Genomic DNA, 15,815 nt, shown 5'->3' with positions numbered 1-15,815 from the left:
GTTAAGCATGACCCAGCCCCATGACCCCAATGTTGACGGCACCCTCGATGCCACCGGCCTCAACTGCCCCGAGCCGGTGATGATGCTGCACCAGCATATCCGCGACCTGCAGCCCGGCGGCCTGCTCAAGGTGATCGCCACCGACCCGTCGACCCGTCGCGATATCCCCAAGTTCTGTGTGTTCCTCGATCACGAACTGGTGGAGCAACGGGAAGAGTCCGGCACTTACCTGTACTGGATCCGCAAGAAGCTCGGCTAGACGGCCACGACCTGCCGGAGCCTAGCCCCGGCTCATCCGGATCCGCTTGCGCGCACTGCGTGCCAGGCGGATCGACAGCATTACCGCCGCGCACGACAGCCCGACGATCAACCCCACCCACAGCCCGCTGGGGCCGCTCGGTGCACCGAACCAGTCGGTCAGGCCAAGGGCGTAGCCCACCGGCAGGCCGATTCCCCAATAGGCGAACAGGGTCAGGATCATGGTCACCCGGGTGTCCTGGTAGCCGCGCAACGCCCCGGCGGCGGTGACCTGGATCACATCCGAGATCTGGAACAGCGCCGCATACACGATCAGCATGCTCGCCACCTGGATCACCACCGGATCGCGGGTGTAGACCGTCGCGATAGGCTCGCGAAGCAGCAACATCAGACTGGCGGAAATACAGCCATAGACCAGCGCGGTGGCCACCCCGACCCCGGCGGTGAAGCGTGCTTCCCGTGGTTGCCCGCGGCCCAGGGCCTGGCCGACGCGCACGGTGATGGCCATGCCGAGGGAGTAGGGGACCATGAACACCAGCCCGCTCATGTTCAGGGCGATCTGGTGCCCGGCCACCACATGGGCACCCAGGCTGCCGATCAGCAGGGCGATCACCGCGAAGATGCTCGACTCGGCGAACACCGCGATGCCGATGGGCAGGCCGATGCCCAGCAGACGCTTGATCACCGGCCATTGCGGCCAGTCGAAATGGCTGAACACCTGGCTCGGTTGATAGACCTTGGCCCAGCGCACCCAGCCGGTCATGCCGAACAGCATCACCCACATCACGATCGCCGTGGCCCAGCCGCAACCGGGACCGCCCATGGCCGGTACGCCGAGGTGGCCGTAGATAAAGACGTAGTTCAACGGAATGTTCAGGGCCAGCCCGCACAGGCCCAGGACCATGCTCGGCCGGGTGCGGCCCATGCCGTCGCTGCAGCAGCGCAGCACATGATAGAGCGCCACCGTCGGCAGGCCGGTGCCGATGCCGCGCAGGTAGTCCATGCACGGGCCGATCAGTTGCGGATCGACTTTCATCAGGTGCAGGACCGGCTCGGCGTTGTAGAGGATCACGCCCGCGCCCAGGCCCACCACCAGCGCCAGCCACAGGGCCTGGCGCACCAGCGGGCCGATCTCGGCCGGCGTGCCGGCACCATGGCGCTGGGCGACTTTCGGCGTGGTCGCCAGCAGGATGCCGGTCATCAGCAGGAACACCGGCACCCAGATCGAGTTGCCCAGCGCCACGGCCGCCAGGTCCCGGGGGCCGACGCGCCCGGCCATGACCGCGTCGACAAAACCCATGGCGGTGTGTGCCAGCTGGGCAATGATGATCGGCAGGGCCAGGCCCAGCAGGTTGCGCACTTCCAGGCGCACCCGTGCCGGGCGGCTGAGGGGCTGGGCGTCCAGGGGAGCAGTAACGGTGTTCACCAGTGATGTATCCAAGTGTTGCGAAGAAAACCGGGGATTCTACGCATTGACGCCAAGGTCAGGAAATTTCCTCTTGTAGTGCATTTGTAATGGGCTTTCTGTCTCCGGGGCCAATCGCCGACTGGCCGCGGCTGGCGATCTGCGCCACACTGCGGGTCCGCGAAAGGAGCCTGCCATGCTGATTGTTGCCGACGAGAATATCCCCCTGATCGATGCCTTTTTTGCCGGTTTCGGCGAGATCCGCCGCCTGCCGGGGCGCGCCATCGATCGCGCGGCGGTGGCCGGGGCGGATGTGCTGCTGGTGCGCTCGGTGACTCCGGTCAGCCGCGAACTGCTCGAAGGCAGCGCGGTGCGGTTTGTCGGCACCTGCACCATCGGTACCGATCACCTGGACCTGGACTACTTCCAGGAGGCCGGCATCCACTGGTCCAGCGCGCCCGGCTGCAACGCTCGCGGCGTGGTCGACTACGTGCTGGGCAGCCTGCTGACCCTGGCCGAGATCGAGGGCGCCGAACTGGCCCGACGCACCTATGGCGTGATCGGGGCCGGCGAAGTCGGCGGGCGCCTGATCAAGGTCCTGCGCGGCCTGGGCTGGAAGGTGCTGGTCTGCGACCCACCGCGCCAGGCGGCCGAAGGCGGCGATTATGTCGACCTGGAGCAGATCATCGAGCAGTGCGACGTGATCAGCCTGCACACGCCCCTGACCCGTTCCGGGGCGCTGTCGACCTGGCACCTGCTGGATCGCCAGCGGTTGGGGCGACTCCGGCCCGGCACCTGGCTGATCAATGCCGCCCGCGGCCCGGTGGTGGATAACGCCGCCCTGCGCGACGTCTTGCTGGAGCGCGAAGACCTGCAGGCCGTGCTCGATGTATGGGAAGCCGAGCCGCAGGTGGATGTCGAGCTGGCGGAACTCTGCGTGATCGGTTCGCCGCATATCGGCGGCTACAGCCTCGACGGCAAGCAGCGCGGCACGGCGCAGATCTACCAGGCCTACTGTGCCTTTATCGGCCAGGCGCCGGTGGTCAGCCTCGACGACCTGCTGCCCGCGCCGGGGCTGGCGCAAATCATCCTCAATGCCGACTGCGATCCGGCCTGGGCCATGGCGATGATCTGCCGCGCGGTGTACGACCCGCGCCGCGACGACGCGGACTTTCGCCGCAGCCTGACCGGCAATGTGGCCGAACAGCGGGTGGCGTTCGACCTGCTGCGCAAGCACTATCCCGAGCGGCGTGAAATCGAGGGGCTGGCGGTGAAGATCAACGGCGAGTCGGCGGCGTTGCGGCAACTGGTCCTGGCCCTGGGGGCCGTGCCGGTCTGATCGCGGCGGACAGAAAAAACCCGGCAGCAGGGCCGGGTCGATAAAAGAGTTCGGGCTGTCAGTCTTGCTGCGCAGGCTTGACCAATCGCTGTTCCAGTTCGCGGCAGGCGTCCTGGATCATTTCTTCGGTGATCGGAACTTCGCGTCCTGCTGCGTCGATAATCGCGCAGCCCAGGGCTTCTGGCTTGGGATGACGAATCACCGGGATCTGGTTAGTGCTGTGTTGCAAGTCCATGGCCTGTCTCCTCATCAGGTACTTGGCAAGTGTATAACCGCGGCATGACCAGGCTGTGACAACCTTCTACCGCACATCCTTCTGTCGCACGCCTCATGTCGCGTGGCGCCGCATGACCAGTGCAACAGAAATAAAGGCGGGTCGCCAGCCGGGCGTTAGACCGATCTTCTCTAGGCGCTAGCGTTCGCGGTCATAATCAACCTGACTGATTGCGTTTTGCAGAAGTTCCCTCGAACTTCGGTGTAGGCTCTGTGCATCCCATCACGGATCCGCCTTCATGCTTTCAGCTCGTCAACGCCGGGCCATCCGCCTGGCCAGCCGTTTTGTCGCCCCTTATCGCTGGCAGGCCGTCGGTGCCTTGCTGGCGCTGATCGTCACCGCGGGCATCACCTTGTCCATGGGCCAGGGCATTCGCCTGCTGGTGGACAAGGGGTTCATGACCCAGTCGCCGCACCTGCTCAACCAGTCCATCGGCCTGTTCCTGCTATTGGTGCTGGGGCTGGCGGTGGGGACGTTCGCGCGCTTCTACCTGGTGTCGTGGATCGGCGAACGGGTGGTGGCCGACATTCGCCGGCAGGTCTTCAACCACCTGATCTACCTGCATCCGGGGTTCTACGAGAACAACCGCAGCTCGGAAATCCAGTCGCGGCTGACCGCCGACACCACCTTGCTGCAATCGGTGATCGGCTCCTCCCTGTCGCTGTTCCTGCGCAACGCGCTGATGGTCATCGGTGGCGTGGTGCTGCTGTTTATCACCAATCCCAAGCTGACCAGCATCGTGGTGGTCGCCTTGCCGCTGGTGCTGGCGCCGATCCTGATTTTCGGGCGACGGGTGCGCAGCCTGTCGCGCCTGAGCCAGGACCGTATCGCCGACGTCGGCAGCTATGTGTCCGAAACCCTCGGCCAGATCAAGACCGTGCAGGCCTATAACCACCAGGTGCAGGACGAAAGGCGCTTTGCGGTGACCGTCGAAGAGGCCTTCCAGACCGCGCGCAAGCGTATTGTCCAGCGGGCCTGGCTGATCACCCTGGTGATCGTGCTGGTACTCGGGGCGGTGGGCGTGATGCTCTGGGTCGGCGGCATGGACGTGATCGCCGGGAAAATCTCCGGCGGCGAACTGGCGGCCTTCGTCTTCTACAGCCTGATCGTCGGCAGTGCCTTCGGCACCCTCAGCGAAGTGATCGGCGAGCTGCAACGGGCGGCGGGAGCGGCGGAGCGTATCGGCGAGCTGCTGCAGTCGAGCAACGATATCACCGCGCCGAGCAGCGGCCTGGTGCGGCTGGCCGAACGGGTCAGTGGCAACCTGGTGCTGGAGAACCTGCGTTTCAGCTACCCGTCGCGACCGGACAGCTACGCCATCGACGGCCTCGACCTGACCGTCAGGGCCGGTGAAACCCTGGCGCTGGTGGGGCCGTCGGGAGCGGGCAAGTCGACCCTGTTCGACCTGCTGCTGCGTTTCTACGATCCGCAACAGGGCCGCCTGCTACTCGACGGGCAACCCCTGACCCAACTCGACCCGCTCGATCTGCGACGCTGTTTTGCCCTGGTGTCGCAAAGTCCGGCGCTGTTTTTCGGCAGCGTCGAGGAAAACATCCGCTACGGCAACCCGACGGCCAGTGACGAGCAGGTGCGCGAGGCGGCGCGGATCGCCCATGCCCATGACTTCATCATGCAGATGCCCGATGGCTACCGGACCCACCTGGGCGATGGCGGTCTCGGCCTGTCCGGTGGCCAGCGCCAACGCTTGGCGATTGCCCGGGCGTTGCTGGTGGATGCGCCGATCCTGCTGCTCGACGAAGCCACCAGCGCCCTCGATGCACAGAGCGAACACCTGATCCAGCAAGCCCTGCCGAGCCTGATGCAGGGGCGCACCACCCTGGTGATCGCCCACCGCCTGGCCACGGTACAGAACGCCGACCGGATCGCGGTGATGGATCAGGGCAGGCTGGTCGCCATCGGCACTCACGCCCAGTTGATCGCCAGCAACCCGCTATATGCGCGATTGGCGGCGTTGCAATTCAATGCCCGGAGTGCAGAGTCCGAAGCACCCCTGCCGCACCAGTAGCCCTCATGAAAAACGGCGCCCGTGGGCGCCGTTCTGGTGTTGCTCGCCCGGACTCAGCGGTATTCGCACAGATAGGCGGTTTCCACGGCGACTTTCAGCTGGAACTTGCTGTTGGCCGGTACGTTGAACTGGCTGCCGCTGGCGAAGGTTTCCCAGTCGCTGCTGTCGGGCAGCTTGACGGTCAGGGCGCCGGACACCACGTGCATGATTTCACGCTGGGCAGTGCCGAACTCGTATTCGCCCGGAGCCATGACGCCGATGGTGGCCGCGCCTTCGGCTTGTGCGAAGGCAATCGACTTGACGGTGCCGTCGAAGTACTCGTTGACTTTAAACATGGGCGATTCCTCGAAATGAGCTGGAAAATTTGGCCGGTCAGTATGCCGAAGCGGTTTTGCCTCGTCACGCGTTGAAGAAACTGTATTCAGCCCGGCAGGATCAGCGGTAGCAACCGTGCGGTGTTGCGCGCATCTTCCAGCGCCCGATGCTGTTGCCCGCTGAACTGCATGCCCGCCAGTTGCAGGGCGCCGTTCAGGCCCAGGGGCTTTTGCAGCTTGCGGGCCTTGGCGAAACGCTGCTTGAGGTTGGCGTGGGGGATCTGGCTCAGCAGGCTGTTCAGTTGCAGCTGCCGCCAATCCTGTTCCAGTTGCCGACGGTCATAGTCGCCCCAGCTGGCCCAGCCTTCCAGGCGGTCCCGGTGTTGGCCGAGCCAGCGCTCGAATCCTTCCCAGACCTCCGCCAGCGGCGCGGCGCCGTCGATATTGGCCTGGGTGATATGCGTCAGTTCACGGCAAAAAGGCGTCAGCAGCGGCCTGCGCAGGGGCCGTACGAAACGCTGGAAGTGGTCCAGCTCGCGGCCCTCGCGGTTGACCAGGGTCGCACCGATTTCGATGATTTCCATCTCCGCCAGCGGCCAGCCCCCGTCATCCGTCGTGGCTTCCAGATCAATCACCAGCCAGTGCGGCATCTCGAGCTCCGAAGACAGCATCCTAGTCGGCTCAGCGTAGCCAAAGCCAACGCATCCGCCTAGGCTCTGCGTGAAAACTGCCTGATCGGCGCCCGGTGAGTTGTCGTACGGAGCCGGGGTGCCTATTCGACCACCAGCAATACCTGCCGGTTTTTCACCTGGTCGCCGCGGGCCGCCTGGACGCGGCTGACCACGCCGTCGATAGCGGCCTTCAGCGGATGCTCCATTTTCATCGCTTCGAGCACCATCAACAGCTGGCCTTTGCGGACCTGGCTGCCCTCGCTGACCAGCACCTCGACGATCGCCCCGTCCATGGGCGCCTTCACCGTGCCGGAACTGGCCGTGGTCCGGCTTGCCACCGGCGCCAGGCTCAGATCGCGCAGATGCAGGCTGCCGGGGCGGGTGAACAGCCACAGTTGATCGGCGTCCAGGCGATAGGCGTGCCGACGTCGTACGCCATCGAGTTCAACCGTTACCCAGCGGCTGTTCCGCTCCAGTACGCGCACTTCGATCTCACGGTCGGCGTGGCGGATCTGCAGCGTCGTATCGGGACGGGCCAGCAGGAGCAGGTCAGCCGTGGTCTCGCCCAGGCCCAGGCGATAGTGCCGGGGGATGCCGGGGTTGTTGCGCCAGTTGACGAGTCGGCCAGCATGCTGCGCCGCCTGCGCGTCATGGAAAAGCGCCGCCGCCAGCGCCAGTTCGGCACTGGACGGCTGATAGGGCGGCAGGCTCGGATCGGCGCTGAAGTGTTCGCCGATAAAGGCGGTGCTGAAATCGCCGGCGACAAACAACGGATGCCCGAGCAGGTTCGCCAGCAGGCGCTGGTTGCTGGCCAGGCCCAGCAGGACGCAGTCCTCGACCGCGCGCAGGAGCTTGCGCCGGGCTTCTTCGCGTGTCGCGCCATGGGCGATCAGCTTGCCCAGCAAGGGATCGTAGAACGGACTGATCACCTGGCCTTCGAGCAGGCCGTGGTCGATCCGCACACCTTGCGCCAAGTCCGGTTCCCAGCCCAGCAACTGCCCGGTTTGCGGGAGGAAGTCGCGGGCCGGATCTTCGGCATACAGGCGCACCTCGATGGCATGTCCCCGGAGGGTGACCTGCTCCTGGCGCAAGGGCAGCGGCAGTCCGGCGGCGACATCGAGCTGCCAGGCCACCAGGTCGAGGCCGGTGATCAGCTCGGTGACCGGGTGCTCGACCTGCAGGCGCGTATTCATTTCCAGGAAGTAGAAGCGGCCGCGGGCGTCCAGCAGGAACTCCACGGTCCCGGCCCCCACGTAGTTCACCGCGCGCCCGGCCTGCAAGGCCGCTTCGCCCATGGCCTGGCGCAGTGCCTCGGTCATCACCGGGCAGGGTGCTTCCTCGATGATTTTCTGGTGACGGCGCTGGATCGAGCAATCGCGCTCGCCGAGGTACAGCAGGTTGCCGTGCTGGTCGCCGAACAGCTGGATTTCCACATGGCGCGGTTCGACCAGCGCCTGTTCGAGGATCAGTTCGTCGTAGCCAAAGGCGTGCAGCGCCTCGGAGCGGGCGGTGCGCAGTTGCCCGGCCAGTTGCGCGGGCTCGTCGACCCGGCGCATGCCGCGCCCGCCGCCGCCGGCACTGGCCTTGATCATCAATGGATAACCGATCCGCTCGGCTTCGCGGGCGAGGGTCGCATCGTCCTGCTCGACGCCCTGGTAGCCGGCGATACAGGGCACGCCGGCGGCCAGCATGGCGATTTTCGAGCGGCGCTTGCTGCCCATCAGCTCGATGGCTTCGGGGCTGGGGCCGATAAAGAGCATGCCGGCCTCCTGGCAGGCCCGGGCAAAGGCGGCGTTCTCCGAGAGAAAACCGTAGCCGGGGTGAATGGCATCGGCGCCGCAGCGGCGCGCGGCGTCGAGCAGGGCCGGGATGTTGAGGTAGGATTCGGCCACCTGTGGCGCGCCGATGCACACGGCTTCGTCGGCCAGTTGCACATGGCGGGCAGCCGCGTCGGCCTCGCTGTAGACGGCGACGGTCCGATAGCCTTGTGCCTTGGCCGTGCGAATCACCCGGCAGGCGATCTCGCCGCGGTTGGCGATCAGGATCTTGCTGAAGGCGGGCATGGTGGCATTCCTCTGGTTCGGTGTTGAAAATCAGGCAGCTTTCGCGGGCAAGCCCGCTCCCACGGTGATCGGATCAGGCGCCCATATTGTCGGCGTCGTGATATCTGCTGGCTTTGAGTCAAGGGGCAGGCACAACGGCATGCACCAGGCAATTGTTCGTACAAGAGTCGCGGGTGGATCCGAGAGCACCCGGATACCGGTGGGAGCGGGCTTGCCCGCGAATGCTCAGCCGGCCCAGCGCGGCGCGCGCTTTTGCACAAAGGCCAGGGTCCCCTCGACGCCTTCGGCCCCGGTCACCGCCTCGCCGAAGCGCAGGGCAGCCTGATCGAGCAACGGCCCCAGCGGCTGTTCATCCAGCAGCAGGGCCTTGGTCGCGGCATTCGCTCCCGGTGCACAACGCAGCACCTGGCCGAGCACTTCGCCGAGGCGCTCGGCCAGGCCCTGGCTATCGCGCTCGACAAAATGCACCAGCCCCAGGCGCGCGGCCTCTTCGCCATCGAAGCGCGCGGCCGTCAACGCCAGGCGGCGCGCCTGGGTCAGGCCGATACGGCGGACCACAAAGGGCGCGATCTGCGCCGGCAACAGGCCCAGGCCGGTTTCCGGCAGGCCGAACTGCGCGTCATGCGCGGCCATCGCGATATCGCTGACACAGGCCAGGCCAAAGCCGCCGCCGAGTACCGCGCCTTGCAGCACGGCGATCACCACCTGGGGTTGCTGCTGGGTTTCCTCCAGCAGGGCGCCGAACGTCCGGTTCAGCGCCTGATAGGCCTGGGCACCCTGGGTACGGGCCTGGGCCATGTCGCGGATATCGCCGCCGGCGCAGAAATGCCCGCCGGCACCGCACAGCACCAGGGCCCGCACGGCGCGATCGTCACGCACGGCGGCGAGCACCGCGCGCAACTCGGTGACCATCTGCAGGCTCATGGCATTGCGGCTGTCCGGGCGGTCGAGGGTGATATGCAGCACGCCGTTGTGGGCTTCCAGGCGCAGGGTCTGGCAGGCGGGCAGGGCGTTCATCGTTTTTTCCCCGGCAGGATGCCCATCAGCTTGCAGATGATGCCCAGCATGATTTCGTCGGCACCGCCGCCGATCGACACCAGCCGGACATCGCGATAGGCCCGGGCCACCGGGTTGTCCCACATGTAGCCCATGCCGCCCCAGTATTGCAGGCAGCCGTCGGTGACCTCGCGGCCCAGTCGTCCGGCCTTGAGCTTGGCCATGGACGCCAGGCGGGTGACGTCCTGGCCCTTGATGTACTGCTCGGTGGCCTGGTAGACCAGCGCCCGCAGGCATTCGATCTCGGTGGACAGTTCGGCGAGGCGGAAGTGGATCACCTGGTTGTCGAGCAGCGGGCTGCCGAAGGTCTGGCGCTCCTTGCAGTAGGCAATGGTACTGTCGACGCAATACTCCAGGCCCTTGATCATGTTCGCCGCGCCGAACAGCCGTTCCTCCTGGAACTGCAGCATTTGCATCATGAACCCCGCGCCTTCCTGGCCGATGCGGTTGCGCTGCGGCACGCGGACGTCGTCGAAGAAGATCTGCGCGGTCTCGGAACTGCGCATGCCCAGCTTGTCCAGGTGCGGGCTGAGCGTTATGCCCGGGCTGTTCATCGGCACCATGATCAGCGACTTGTTGACGTGCGGCTTGTCGTCCGAGGTGTTGGCCAGCAGGCAGATAAAGTCGGCGCTCGGCGAGTTGGTGATCCACATCTTGCTGCCATTGATCACATAGTCGTCGCCGTCCTTGCGCGCATGGGTCTTGAGCCCGGCGACATCCGAGCCGGCGCCGACTTCGGAAACCCCGATACAGCCCACCTGCTCGCCGCTGATGGCCGGACGCAGGAATTCCTCGCGCAGGGCATCGGAGCCGAAGCGCGCCAGGGCCGGGGTGCACATGTCGGTCTGCACGCCGATGGACATCGGGATCCCACCGCAGTGGATGCTGCCGAATTCCTCGGCGGCGACGATCGAATAGCTGTAGTCCAGGCCCATGCCACCGAACTGCTCCGGCTTGGATATGCCCAGCAGGCCCAGCTCGCCGGCCTTGCGGAAGAGCGCATGGATCGGGAAGCGCCCGGCCTTTTCCCATTCCTCGACATGGGGATTGATCTCGTGCTCGACGAACTGGCGAACGGTACGGCGCAGCGCTTCATGTTCCTGGGTAAAGATCATTGTTGTTGTTCTCCTGTGATGTGATCGTTCCCACGCTCTGCGTGGGAATGCAGCCGGTGACGCTCCGCGTCACAGATCAAAGCTTCGCGGGCCAGCCCGCTCCCACCGAGTCGGAACGATCCCATGGCCTCGACTCTCAGGACCTTGCCACGCCGAAGCTGTTGGCGTGCAGTGGGCGTACCTCGGCCTCGTGGCAGATATCCAGCAGGTAGCCCAGCAGTGTCCGGGTATCCCGTGGGTCGATCAGGCCGTCGTCCCACAGGCTCGCGGTGCCATAGAGCGCGGTGGACTGGCTGTCGAGTTTTTGCGCGGTCACCTGTTCCAGCATGTCGAGCATTTTTTCGTCGACGTCCTGGCCATCCTTGACCTGCCGGGCCTCGGTGACAATGCGCAGCACCTTGCCGGCCTGGGCGCCACCCATCACCGCGGTGCGGCTGTTGGGCCAGGCGAAGATGAAGCGCGGATCCAGGCCGCGGCCGCACATGGCGTAGTTGCCGGCGCCGTAGGAGCCACCGACGACCAGGGTCAGTTTAGGCACCCGGGCGTTGGCCACCGCCTGGATCATCTTCGCGCCGTGCTTGATCACCCCCTGTTGCTCGGATTCGGTACCGACCATGAAACCGGTGGTGTTGTGCAGGAACAGCAGCGGCGTGCAGCTCTGGTCGCACAGTTGGATGAATTGCGCGGCCTTGCTCGCGCCCCTGGGCGTGATCGGACCGTTGTTGCCGATCAGCCCGCAGGCGCGCCCCTGGATCTGCAGATGGCCGCAGATTGTCTGCTGGTCGAACTCGCCCTTGAACTCCAGGAAGCTCGAACCATCGGCCAGGCGAGCGATGATTTCCCGCACGTCATAGGGCTTTTTCGGATCGTCGGGAATCAGTCCCAGCAAGTCGTCGATGGGGTACAGCGGTTCGGCGAAGTCCGGCGCCGCCGAGAGCGGCAGCCGCGCGTTCCACGGCAGGCTGGCGACGATCTCGCGGGCCAGGCGAATCCCGTCGGCGTCGTTTTCCGCCAGGTACTCGGCGGTGCCGGCCACCTGTGCGTGCATCTCGGCGCCACCGAGTTCTTCGTCGGTGGCGATTTCGCCCGTGGCGGCCTTGAGCAGCGGCGGTCCGGCGAGAAACAGCTTGGCCTTGCCGCGCACCACCACCACATAATCCGACAGCCCCGGCTGATAGGCACCGCCGGCGGTCGCCGAACCGTGGACCACGGTGATCTGCGGCAGGCCCATGGCGGACATCCGCGCCTGATTGGCGAAACTGCGCGCGCCCTCGACGAAAATCTCCGCCGCGTAATTCAGGTTGGCGCCGCCGCTTTCCGCCAGGGTGATCACCGGCAGTTTGTTTTCCATGGCGATCTGTTGCAGGCGCAGGGACTTTTTCAAGCCGCTGGGGGAGATGGTCCCGCCCTTGATCGCACTGTTGTTGGCCACCACCAGCAGGCGTACCCCGCAGACGTAGCCGATGCCGGCGATCAGGCCGCCGCCGGCCTGGCTGCCGTCCTTGTCGTCGTGCAACTTGTAGCCGGCCAGGCTGGCCAGTTCGAGAAACGGCGCACCGGGGTCCAGCAGCAGGTTCAGGCGTTCCCGGGGCAGCAACTGGCCGCGCCGGGTGAACTTGTCCCGGGCCTGTTCGGCCTTGTCCAGCAGGTTCTGCTCCAGTTGGCGAAGGTGTTCGAGACTGGCGAGCAGGGCGTCGCGATGGCGGGCGAAATCGGCGGATTGACGGTCGAGCTGGGATTCGATCACCGGCATGGCTTACTCCTTGTCCTTGAGCACGTCCGGCTGGCAGGCCCGGTGGAAACCGTTGTACGACTCGCTGTGCCGCGCCGGTTGCAGCGGCCAGGCCCGGCTGCCGAGGCTGGCGGCGCCGTCGATGCGCAGGGTGCTGCCGCTGACGAAGGCCGCCGCCGGGCTGAGCAGGAAGACAATCGCCGCGCTGACCTCGGACTCGGTGCCGATGCGCTTGAGCGGCACGTGTTCGCGCAAGGTGGGAATGACTTTCCTGAAGGCGCCTTCGTAGGTGTCCATGCCGCTGGAGGCGATCCAGCCCGGCGCCACGGCATTGACCCGGACCCCGGCATGCCCCCACTCGAAGGCGGCGGTCTTGGTGAAGTTGTCCATGCCGGCGCGGGCGGCGCCGGAGTGCCCCATGCCAGGCATGCCGCCCCACATGTCGGCGAGCATATTGACGATGCTCCCGCCGTGCTGGCTCATGGACTGGTTGAAGACTTCCCGGGCCACCAGGAAACCGCCCACCAGATTGGTGCGCAGCACGGTTTCGAAACCTTTCTGGTTGATCGAGGCCAGGGGCGCCGGGTATTGGCCGCCGGCATTGTTGACCAGGCCGTGGATCGGGCCGTGTTCGGCCAGCAGTTGGCTCACCAGCTGTTTCACCGCGTCTTCGTCGCGGATATCGCAGGCCTGCCAGGCGGCGCTACCGCCATCGGCATGGATCTCGGCGGCGACCGTTTGCAGCTTCTCGGTCTTGCGCCCCACCAGCAGCACCCGGGCCCCGAGCGCGGCCAGTTCGTGGGCGGTGCAACGGCCGATGCCGCTGCCACCGCCCGTCACCAGGATGGTCTGGCCGTTGAACAGATCGGGTTTGAACACGGAAGCGTAGGCCACGGTGACGGTCCTTCAGGCAAGTTGATCGGCAAGCTGTTGCGGCACGGGAATCTGTATCTCCAGCAGTTGCTGGGCAAAGGCCTTGCCCTGGGGATCGATGCGCAGGCTGGCGACACCGCCGCCGCCCAGGGCGTTTTCCAGGAGGAAGTTGAGGCTGTGGGTGCCCGGCAGGTACCAGCGTTCGACGCGCCCGTGCAGCGGGTCGAGGACATGGCCCATCCAGTCGACGACCACTGCCGCGGTCAGGGCCTCGGCGATCCAGGGCAGGTATTCCGGGCGCCGGGCCATGACCCCGATATTGCTGTGATTGCCCTTGTCGCCGGAGCGTGCCACCGCCAGCTTGATCAACGGCACGCTGGCTTCGGCGCGGCCTTGCGGTCGTGGTGGTGGCAGGTCTTCGGCGACATCGGCCGGATCGAACGAGGCGAGGGCGGGCAGGGCGCAGGGGTGGACTTGCCCGTCGATGTGCACGCCGAGTTCACAGCGCTGTTTGTCGATCAGGAAGGAGAACAGGCGGATCAGCGGGTACACCGTCGGCCTTCCGCCGACAATGCCGGTCAGGCCCGGCGCCATGCCGGTGGCGGCCTGGGCGATTTCCCGGGAGAACAGGACCAGGGCCTGCTTGTCCGGATGACGCACGGCGAGCTTGATCACCACCTCGCGGCTGTCCTGGCGCAGGCCGTGGGGACCATAGGTGGCCTCGCTGCCGAGCAGTTCGATATTCACTTCGCTGTAGGGCGCCCAGCCGCGCAGGCGGAACATTTCCCCGGTCTTGTCGATGATCGCCTGGCTGACCCGCCGGGCCTTGTCCACGGCATCGATGCCGGCCATCAGGCAACTGGCGGTGCAGCGGAAACCCTCCGGCCAGGTGGCGCTGACCTTGTATTGCCCGGTGGGCGGCAAGCCCCTGGCGCCGCGCACGCTGACGGCGTTTTCGCCGTGTTGGGCGAGTGTCACCCGGGTGAAGTCGCAGATCACGTCCGGCAGGTGATAGGCCCGCGGGTCGCCGATCTCGTAGAGCAACTGCTCGCCCACGCTCAGCGGGCTGACCAGGCCGCCGCTGCCGTCGGGCTTGCTGACGATGAAGTTGCCGTCGGCACTGACTTCGACGATCGGGAAGCCGATATGTTCGTAGTCCGGCACATCGCGCCAGTCGGTGAAGTTGCCACCGGTGCACTGGGCGCCGCACTCGATGATGTGTCCGGCCAGGGCCGCCTGGGCCAGCTTGTCGTAGTCGCTCCAGGGCCAGCCGAATTCATGCACCAGGGCGGCGCTGACCACTGCGCTGTCCACCACCCGCCCGGTGATCACGATATCCGCGCCCAGTCGCAGGGCTTCGACGATACCCGGAGCGCCGAGATAGGCGTTGGTGGAGACGCAAAACCCTGGCAATGGCGCGCCGCTGAACATTTCCTGGATGCCGCTGGCGGCCAGTTGCTTGAACTGCGGTTGCAGGTCATCGCCTTGCAGCACGGCGATCTTCAAGGCCACCCCGGCCTTGTCGCAGGCCCGTTGCAGGACGGCGGCGCAGGCCTGCGGGTTGACCCCGCCGGCATTGCTGATGACGCGGATGCGTTGCCGGGCGATATCCGCCAGCAGGGGTTCGAGCACTTCGACGAAGTCCGTGGCGTAGCCGGCCCCCGGATCTTTCAGGCGCGCTCCGGCGAGGATCGACAGAGTGATCTCCGCCAGGTAGTCGAACACCAGGTAATCCAGGCGTCCGGCTTCCACCAGCGGTCGGGCGGCGGTAGAGGTATCGCCCCAGAAGGCGCTGGCACAACCGACACGAACCGTCCTGTTCATCCGCACACTCTCCGAAAGGGATGCAATGAGACTACCAAGCAAGCGCTTGGTTTGTAAATCCCGGGGGCAAGTTTAGCCCAAGCGCTTGCTTGGGACCGCCCGTAGGCTTAAATTGCGCGCGCAACCTCCCGGTTTCCGGGGGTGCAACGGCACAGCGTAGCCAGAGGAGAATGCCGTGAACGAACAACAAGCCCAGCAGGTGATGCGGGATCTGGTGCAAGAAGGGCAGTTGACCGATCCGGACAGCGCTCGTGGCAAACTGCTGCAGACCGCCGCGCACCTGTTTCGCAACAAGGGCTACGAGCGCACCACCGTGCGTGACCTGGCGAGCGCCATCGGCATCCAGTCGGGAAGCATCTTTCATCACTTCAAGAGCAAGGACGAGATCCTGCGGGCCGTGATGGAGGAAACCATCCGCTACAACACCGCCGTGATGCGCGCCTCGCTGGCCGAGGCCGGCAGCTTGCGCGAGCGGGTGCTGGCGCTGATCCGCTGTGAGCTGCAGTCGATCATGGGCGGCACCGGCGAAGCCATGGCGGTGCTGGTCTATGAGTGGCGTTCGCTGTCGCCGGAAGGGCAGGCCAAGGTCCTGGCGCTGCGCGACGTCTACGAGCAGATCTGGCTGCAGGTGCTGGGCGAGGCCCGCGACGCGGGCTACATCAAGGGCGATGTGTTCATCACCCGGCGCTTTCTGACCGGGGCCTTGTCATGGACTACCACCTGGTTTCGCCCCCAGGGCAGCCTGACGCTGGAGCAACTGGCCGATGAGGCCCTGACGCTGGTTCTCAAAGATCGCTAAGTGCTCGTTGTGCAAGTAATTATTTAATCGGCGCGGCGTTGTCTAAGTGGTCGAAAGCGCCTAGCT

14 protein-coding genes are annotated in these 15,815 nt (G+C 65.8%); 4 read left to right on the top strand and 10 right to left on the bottom strand.

Going from position 1 to position 15,815, the window contains the following annotated elements; all coding sequences use genetic code 11:
- The first annotated feature begins 7 nt into the window (after positions 1-7).
- A complete protein-coding gene (tusA, locus tag HX881_RS13520; RefSeq protein WP_017125709.1) occupies positions 8-259 on the top strand; it encodes a sulfurtransferase TusA in 252 nt (83 codons plus the stop codon).
- 21 nt (positions 260-280) lie between these two features.
- On the opposite strand, the gene HX881_RS13515 is transcribed toward tusA, so the two are convergent.
- Entirely contained in the window at positions 281-1,684 is a 1,404-nt protein-coding gene (locus tag HX881_RS13515) for an MATE family efflux transporter (RefSeq protein ID WP_017125710.1), read from the bottom strand.
- Positions 1,685-1,859: 175 nt separating this feature from the next.
- On the opposite strand from HX881_RS13515, the gene pdxB reads away from it, so the two are divergent.
- Positions 1,860-3,002 (top strand): 4-phosphoerythronate dehydrogenase PdxB, encoded by a 1,143-nt coding sequence (pdxB, locus tag HX881_RS13510; RefSeq protein WP_177084956.1) that lies wholly within the window; start codon positions 1,860-1,862, stop codon positions 3,000-3,002.
- A 58-nt stretch (positions 3,003-3,060) separates the two neighbouring features.
- Here pdxB and HX881_RS13505 read toward each other — a convergent pair whose 3' ends face one another.
- Positions 3,061-3,237, bottom strand: a complete 177-nt coding sequence (locus tag HX881_RS13505) for a PA1571 family protein (protein WP_017125712.1) — start codon at positions 3,235-3,237, stop codon at positions 3,061-3,063.
- A 277-nt stretch (positions 3,238-3,514) separates the two neighbouring features.
- On the opposite strand from HX881_RS13505, the gene HX881_RS13500 reads away from it, so the two are divergent.
- Positions 3,515-5,302 carry an ABC transporter transmembrane domain-containing protein gene (locus tag HX881_RS13500; RefSeq protein WP_017125713.1) on the top strand — a complete coding sequence of 596 codons (1,788 nt, stop codon included), beginning with the start codon at positions 3,515-3,517 and terminating at the stop codon, positions 5,300-5,302.
- 53 nt (positions 5,303-5,355) lie between these two features.
- Here HX881_RS13500 and ppnP read toward each other — a convergent pair whose 3' ends face one another.
- The 8 genes from ppnP to HX881_RS13460 form a co-directional block, all read right to left on the bottom strand.
- Positions 5,356-5,637, bottom strand: a complete 282-nt coding sequence (gene ppnP / locus HX881_RS13495) for a pyrimidine/purine nucleoside phosphorylase (RefSeq protein WP_017125714.1) — start codon at positions 5,635-5,637, stop codon at positions 5,356-5,358.
- Positions 5,638-5,723: 86 nt separating this feature from the next.
- Positions 5,724-6,266, bottom strand: coding sequence for a 3'-5' exonuclease (locus tag HX881_RS13490; protein WP_177084954.1), 543 nt, complete (start codon positions 6,264-6,266; stop codon positions 5,724-5,726).
- A gap of 122 nt (positions 6,267-6,388) precedes the next feature.
- Positions 6,389-8,350 carry an acetyl/propionyl/methylcrotonyl-CoA carboxylase subunit alpha gene (locus tag HX881_RS13485; RefSeq protein WP_177084952.1) on the bottom strand — a complete coding sequence of 654 codons (1,962 nt, stop codon included), beginning with the start codon at positions 8,348-8,350 and terminating at the stop codon, positions 6,389-6,391.
- Between the two features lie 225 nt (positions 8,351-8,575).
- Complete coding sequence (locus HX881_RS13480; protein WP_177084950.1) at positions 8,576-9,367, bottom strand: enoyl-CoA hydratase/isomerase family protein; 792 nt, start codon at positions 9,365-9,367, stop codon at positions 8,576-8,578.
- The gene (gene atuD, locus HX881_RS13475) at positions 9,364-10,521 is read right to left on the bottom strand and encodes a citronellyl-CoA dehydrogenase (RefSeq protein ID WP_017125718.1); all 1,158 of its coding nucleotides are present in this window, start codon (positions 10,519-10,521) and stop codon (positions 9,364-9,366) included. The genes HX881_RS13480 and atuD overlap by 4 nt, the downstream gene beginning before the upstream one ends.
- A gap of 136 nt (positions 10,522-10,657) precedes the next feature.
- Positions 10,658-12,274, bottom strand: a complete 1,617-nt coding sequence (gene atuC, locus HX881_RS13470) for a geranyl-CoA carboxylase subunit beta (RefSeq protein WP_177084948.1) — start codon at positions 12,272-12,274, stop codon at positions 10,658-10,660.
- A 3-nt stretch (positions 12,275-12,277) separates the two neighbouring features.
- Positions 12,278-13,147, bottom strand: a complete 870-nt coding sequence (locus tag HX881_RS13465) for an SDR family oxidoreductase (RefSeq protein WP_177084947.1) — start codon at positions 13,145-13,147, stop codon at positions 12,278-12,280.
- Positions 13,148-13,159: 12 nt separating this feature from the next.
- On the bottom strand, positions 13,160-14,950 hold the full coding sequence (locus tag HX881_RS13460; protein WP_177084945.1) for an acyclic terpene utilization AtuA family protein: 1,791 nt from the start codon (positions 14,948-14,950) through the stop codon (positions 13,160-13,162).
- A 175-nt stretch (positions 14,951-15,125) separates the two neighbouring features.
- Here HX881_RS13460 and HX881_RS13455 point away from each other — a divergent pair, with 175 nt between their 5' ends.
- Positions 15,126-15,749, top strand: coding sequence for a TetR/AcrR family transcriptional regulator (locus tag HX881_RS13455; protein WP_017125722.1), 624 nt, complete (start codon positions 15,126-15,128; stop codon positions 15,747-15,749).
- Positions 15,750-15,815: the final 66 nt, after the last annotated feature.

The sequence above is a fragment of the Pseudomonas gingeri genome, assembly GCF_013386115.1.
Classification (GTDB): Bacteria; Pseudomonadota; Gammaproteobacteria; order Pseudomonadales; family Pseudomonadaceae; genus Aquipseudomonas; species Aquipseudomonas gingeri.
This window is presented reverse-complemented; position numbering and strand designations above follow the sequence as displayed.

Excerpts from the sequence above, each read along its gene's own strand:
- tusA (WP_017125709.1), top strand. The coding sequence starts at position 8 with ATGACCCAGCCCCATGACCCCAATGTTGACGGCACCCTCGATGCCACC.
- pdxB (WP_177084956.1), top strand. The coding sequence starts at position 1,860 with ATGCTGATTGTTGCCGACGAGAATATCCCCCTGATCGATGCCTTTTTT.
- HX881_RS13505 (WP_017125712.1), bottom strand. The coding sequence starts at position 3,237 with ATGGACTTGCAACACAGCACTAACCAGATCCCGGTGATTCGTCATCCC.
- HX881_RS13500 (WP_017125713.1), top strand. The coding sequence starts at position 3,515 with ATGCTTTCAGCTCGTCAACGCCGGGCCATCCGCCTGGCCAGCCGTTTT.
- ppnP (WP_017125714.1), bottom strand. The coding sequence starts at position 5,637 with ATGTTTAAAGTCAACGAGTACTTCGACGGCACCGTCAAGTCGATTGCC.
- HX881_RS13490 (WP_177084954.1), bottom strand. The coding sequence starts at position 6,266 with ATGCCGCACTGGCTGGTGATTGATCTGGAAGCCACGACGGATGACGGG.
- HX881_RS13485 (WP_177084952.1), bottom strand. The coding sequence starts at position 8,350 with ATGCCCGCCTTCAGCAAGATCCTGATCGCCAACCGCGGCGAGATCGCC.
- HX881_RS13480 (WP_177084950.1), bottom strand. The coding sequence starts at position 9,367 with ATGAACGCCCTGCCCGCCTGCCAGACCCTGCGCCTGGAAGCCCACAAC.
- atuD (WP_017125718.1), bottom strand. The coding sequence starts at position 10,521 with ATGATCTTTACCCAGGAACATGAAGCGCTGCGCCGTACCGTTCGCCAG.
- atuC (WP_177084948.1), bottom strand. The coding sequence starts at position 12,274 with ATGCCGGTGATCGAATCCCAGCTCGACCGTCAATCCGCCGATTTCGCC.
- HX881_RS13460 (WP_177084945.1), bottom strand. The coding sequence starts at position 14,950 with ATGAACAGGACGGTTCGTGTCGGTTGTGCCAGCGCCTTCTGGGGCGAT.